Genomic DNA, 4915 nt, shown 5'->3' with positions numbered 1-4915 from the left:
ATTAATAAAATTCCATAAAAGTAATTAATATACTGTATACATACAAAATTCTACTACGAAAGGCTGGTCAATAAAACAGCGCCACACGTGTTGAATAATTAAATCCTAATTTCTCATTTATATCACGAAGAGATTAGGATTTTTCGTTTTGGGGGTATTTGTTGCTCCTAGCTTGATGGCGATAGGGTTTTCTCCACACTCTGAGCCGTTCCAGTTAGAACGGCTTTTTTTGTATCATATATGCTATTCAAACATCATTTTGTATTCTAAAAAATCCGGGGTAGTCACGCTAGACATTGTAAGCTCACCTTTAGTGTTAAAAAGGACCATAATCGCATCTTTTTCAGGGGGTGTAGACATAAAGCAAGCTCCACATGGTGTATCCTTTCCTATCATCTTTTCTTTTAGAAAATTTCCCTATCATTCCTCATTTTAACGAAGGAACCTTTCTTGTATCTGTCTACACCCTTACATTATCCTTACATGAAAGGACTCAGCCTAGAAAAAAGAGAACGATTATGAAATAAATAGCAAGTTGATATAACAAGATAAATAAAAATCTATTTTATTTTGAAGACACATTTGCGAAGTCAGGTAGTTACATAAATAATTTTATGCTATTAAACAAAAACCGATTCCCTAACATACAGGAGATCGGTTTTTTCTACGTAGGAAATCGCTTATCTTATAAAATCCGTATTTTTGATGCTATTTCTTAGAACGAACAATGTTATGGAAATAAAAGTAAACCTATGACCAAATTTTACACGTATCCCGGCTGAATCCCCCATACAGGCTCGGTATCAAATGACTGCTGCAAAAGCAACGAAAACAGAGTTTTAAATCCCAACTCTGTCAAATGTAATGGGCAATTCATTTAACGCTCTAAACCCAATCAATTTTCGCCATTGCGGTTCAGGAGCAGCTAATTTAAGGTTGTCTGCCCGGTCAAGGAGTGTTTGTATCGCAAGCTGTGCCTCTAAACGGGCCAACGGGGCACCTAAACAAAAATGTGCACCATATCCAAATGCCAGATGGTGATTCGGATTCCTCGTTATATCAAGTAAATGAGCATTCTTGAATTTTCTCGGATCCCGATTGGCTGCTCCCAAAAGAATATATATTTGATCGCCTTTTTTTATGGTCGTTTGCTTGATTTCGATATCCTCCGAAGCTATACGTGCGGTCATTTGTGTTGGGCTCTCATAACGTAAAAACTCTTCGACTGCGCTTTCAATAAGCCATGGTTTCCCCTTTAACTCCATCAGCTGGCGAGGATGATTCAGTAAGGCAAGGATCGAATTGCTGATAAGATTGACCGTCGTTTCATGACCGGCAATAACAAGTAAGATACATGTTGCCAGTATTTCCTCGTCTGTTAATCTGTCGCCCTGCTGTTCCTCATTGATTAACTGATTGATAAGACCCTCTTCCGGGCTGCGTTTGCATTTTTTAATTAGCTCTTTAAAATAGTCCTGTAAGACGATAATCATGATATTCCCGTTGATTAATGCCTTTCTCGAGCGGGTAAAATCAATGGTTGGGATTAAGCTTGCCGCCCATTCTCTAAACTGATATTGCTCTTCTTGGGGTATCCCTAGTATTTTTGCGATAATCAGACTGGCTAAAGGAAAAGCAAAATCTGAAACCACATCCATTGTTTTTTTATTTTGAACCTGTTGCAGCAAATCGTTTACCGTTTTTTGGATGTAAGGACGATAGCTTTCCACAATTCTTGGGGTAAATACATTACTTACAAGCAAACGTAAACGCTTATGGTCAGGTTCATTTTTAAAAAGAAGCATGTTATTCTGGATATTTTTTAGCTGTTCATATTTTTTTGATGTCTCAGGCAAGGGGATGCGATTTTTAAAACGGGTATCTTTAAGAATGGTTAGCGCTTCTTCATATCCTGTCACGTACCATCCCGGATATTTGAATAGTGTTCCCCAATGGAGCGGATGCTGAGAACGAAGCATATCATAGAAGGGATAAGGATTTTGCATAAACTCAGGAGAAGTAAATGAAAACGGCATGGTTTGATTTACATCATGTATCATATTAGCCTCCTATCGTACAATCGCAATTGTTTTTACCTTTCTGCGGTTAAGCTGGCTTTAACTACTAAGCCCAATACTTCGGGAAATTAGTAGCTCGCTTTTTCAAATCATATCCTTCATCTTTGTTAACTTAATTACAAATTTATATTAACAACTTGATAACTCAACTTTGCCTGCCTATAAAGCCCTATTCTTGGAATAACCTTATATAGCACCAGCATCCCCCATCGTGGTAGCAAAATTAGATGGCTGAAACTCACAATATCACTCCGATTTCCCTACCAACCTGGACTATTTTTTCAATGGCCCAATCTAACTCGTTTCGCTGATGTGTGGCCATGACCGTAAAACGAATCCTCGCTTGCTGTTCAGGGACCGTAGGCGGACGTACAGCTACGGCAGCAATCCCTTCCTCCTGCAAGCGTTGGCTAAACCGCACCGTTTGTTCATTGGATCCGATGATAAGAGGAATAATTTGCGTTTCACTTTCATCCATACGAAAACCAAATCTGGATAAAGACGTACGAAAATACTCGCTATGATTGAATAATTTTTCACGGCGTCCCTGTTCCGTTTGCACAATTTGCATCGCCGAACAAATCGATCCCAGAATAAAAGGAGGCAATCCTGTTGTATAGATGAAACTTCGCATTTTATTAACAAGAAAATCGATCAGCCATTGACTTCCTACCACATACGCTCCATAACAGCCCAAAGCTTTGCTAAATGTCCCCATCTGGATGTCCACTTTATCCTGAAGTCCCAAATGATGGGTAAGGCCTTCTCCCCTATAGCCAAAAATTCCGCTGCTATGGGCTTCATCCACCATTAAAATTGCGTGATAACGATCTTTTAACTCCACCAAACCTTCCAACGGCGCAACATCTCCATCCATACTAAAAACAGTATCAGTCACGATTAATTTACGTTTATGCGGATCAGCGCCTTTCAAGAGGGCTTCCAAATGGTTAAGATCCCGATGAAAATACCGCTTATGTTCAGCACGGCTTAAAAGGATGCCGTCTACGATACTAGCATGATTGAATTTATCACTAAAAACGATTCCGTTTCGGCCCATCAATGCGGAGATTATTCCAACATTGGCAGTGTATCCGCTACCTAGGATCAGTCCTGCCTCCGTTCCCTTCCACTGCTTTAAGGTGGATTCAGCTTCATCATAGGCAGGATGGTTTCCCACAATTAACCGTGATGCCGCTGCCCCGCCCCCGTACCGCTCAGCCGCTACCATTCCTGCTTTGATTATCCGCTCATCACCTGCTAAACCTAAATAATTATTGGATGACAAGTTTAATAGTTTTCGATCATCCATGTGAAGCCAGGTTGACTGTCCACCATCTGCCTTAACTAAACTTCTTTTTTGTAAAATTTGTTGAAGGTGGGTTAATTCGTCTATGATTTCTTCTTTCCAATATTTTCTTATTGAATCCACTTATTTATCTACCTCGCTTTTTAGTAGATTATGGCTCTAGCATGCTGTCAAGTTTGGAGCATATTCGATCATTAGTAACATATGGTTGACCGTACCCATCAGCTCACTCCTAATCCTCTTTTTATTGTTAACATTAAACTATGATTTGGTTAACAATATGAAATTAGGTTAACACACAAAAAAAATTCTGACAACTATGAGTCAACATCCTCATTTCTCTAGTTCTGCATTTTTGCTTTCCATTGATATGGAGGACGATCTTTATTAATAATTCCCTGTACATCACCTGCTGATTTTAAATTCTTTGCCGTATTCTAAAAAACTACTAATACGCACATTCATCATGACATCCCCCCAAGTTATAAGAATTAATTTAAAGTTGAGTAGAAAGTGTTCCTGTGTGAAAAATTCTCCAAAAGAAATGTCCCTTTATTTCATTTTAAATCGTTATATGTAATACATAAACGTCAGGGAGGTGAAACGATGACTTTAATGGAAGAATGGATTTTACAAATCGTTGAAAAGGGAGAAAACGAAGCATTCACCAACATCATCGAAACTTTTCAAAAACCGATTTTTATGTATCGCTATCGTTTACTGGGAAATCGGCAAGAAGCGGAAGATGCAACACAAGATATTTTTTTAAAACGTATCAAAAATTAGAGCAGTATAAACCGGTCTGTTCATTTTCATCATGGATTTACAAAATAGCTTACAATCATTGTTTAGATTTATCCAGGAAACGGAAAACCTACCAAAGAATCAAACGTTTATTTACTTTTAATCCTGTAACCGAAAGCATTGAGCAAACGTTCGAAAAGCAACTATTCAGTGAGTCACTTACATATGCTCTATCAAAATTGTCCTTACAGGAACGAAACCTATTGATTTTACGAATATTCGAGGAGAAGACGTTTGATGAAATAGGGCTTATTTTTGGAAAAAGTACAGTAGCAGTAAAAAAACAATATGAACGAACTAAAAACAAAGTAAAAAAGCAGATAAATGAAAGTGAGGCGAAAGAACATGAAGAATGTGCAACTCTCTCTTGATGAGCAAGAAATTAAAAACCATGAACTTAATTTTGTACAGGAAAAAGTCGATGTGAAGAATCAGGTGATGAAAAGAATTAATCAAGAACGTTATAAAAAGAAACCCGTATGGTATAGAAAAACAGCCCCCATCGCTGTTGTAGGTTCGCTGTTGCTGTTTACTTCTATTACTGTTTACGCGGGTTCGCAATTAATGGAAATTAAAGATGAAAAAGGTAAGATAGTCATGAAAACTCAAGAAGAAGTAAAATCAAAAAAACAAACGGAAATCTGGGAAGCACAAGATAAAATCTACGACAGTTCGAAAATAATAGAGAACGTGAACTACCCACCACTTAAAACCTGACGATTTT

The 4915-nt window shown here is 38.0% G+C and carries 5 protein-coding genes; 3 read left to right on the top strand and 2 right to left on the bottom strand.

The window, feature by feature from the left end; all coding sequences use genetic code 11:
- Window positions 1-839: 839 nt before the first annotated feature.
- Both HMPREF0083_RS25790 and bioF read right to left on the bottom strand, forming a co-directional pair.
- Window positions 840-2060 carry a cytochrome P450 gene (locus HMPREF0083_RS25790; RefSeq protein ID WP_021624944.1) on the bottom strand — a complete coding sequence of 407 codons (1221 nt, stop codon included), beginning with the start codon at window positions 2058-2060 and terminating at the stop codon, window positions 840-842.
- A 256-nt stretch (window positions 2061-2316) separates the two neighbouring features.
- The gene (bioF, locus tag HMPREF0083_RS25785) at window positions 2317-3510 is read right to left on the bottom strand and encodes an 8-amino-7-oxononanoate synthase (RefSeq protein ID WP_021624943.1); all 1194 of its coding nucleotides are present in this window, start codon (window positions 3508-3510) and stop codon (window positions 2317-2319) included.
- Between the two features lie 483 nt (window positions 3511-3993).
- Here bioF and HMPREF0083_RS29605 point away from each other — a divergent pair, with 483 nt between their 5' ends.
- From HMPREF0083_RS29605 to HMPREF0083_RS25775, 3 genes are read left to right on the top strand one after another with little or no spacing between them, the layout of a single operon-like run.
- Entirely contained in the window at window positions 3994-4173 is a 180-nt protein-coding gene (locus HMPREF0083_RS29605; protein WP_051354805.1) for a sigma factor, read from the top strand.
- 35 nt (window positions 4174-4208) lie between these two features.
- Window positions 4209-4562, top strand: coding sequence for an RNA polymerase sigma factor (locus tag HMPREF0083_RS27665; RefSeq protein ID WP_245191380.1), 354 nt, complete (start codon window positions 4209-4211; stop codon window positions 4560-4562).
- On the top strand, window positions 4537-4908 hold the full coding sequence (locus HMPREF0083_RS25775) for a hypothetical protein (RefSeq protein ID WP_040305191.1): 372 nt from the start codon (window positions 4537-4539) through the stop codon (window positions 4906-4908). Before HMPREF0083_RS27665 ends, HMPREF0083_RS25775 begins: the two co-directional genes overlap by 26 nt.
- Window positions 4909-4915 lie beyond the last annotated feature (7 nt).

This window comes from Aneurinibacillus aneurinilyticus ATCC 12856 (genome assembly GCF_000466385.1).
GTDB lineage: Bacteria > Bacillota > Bacilli > Aneurinibacillales > Aneurinibacillaceae > Aneurinibacillus > Aneurinibacillus aneurinilyticus.
The sequence above is the reverse complement of the archived record's forward strand: the minus strand, read 5'-3'. Positions and strand labels throughout refer to the sequence as shown.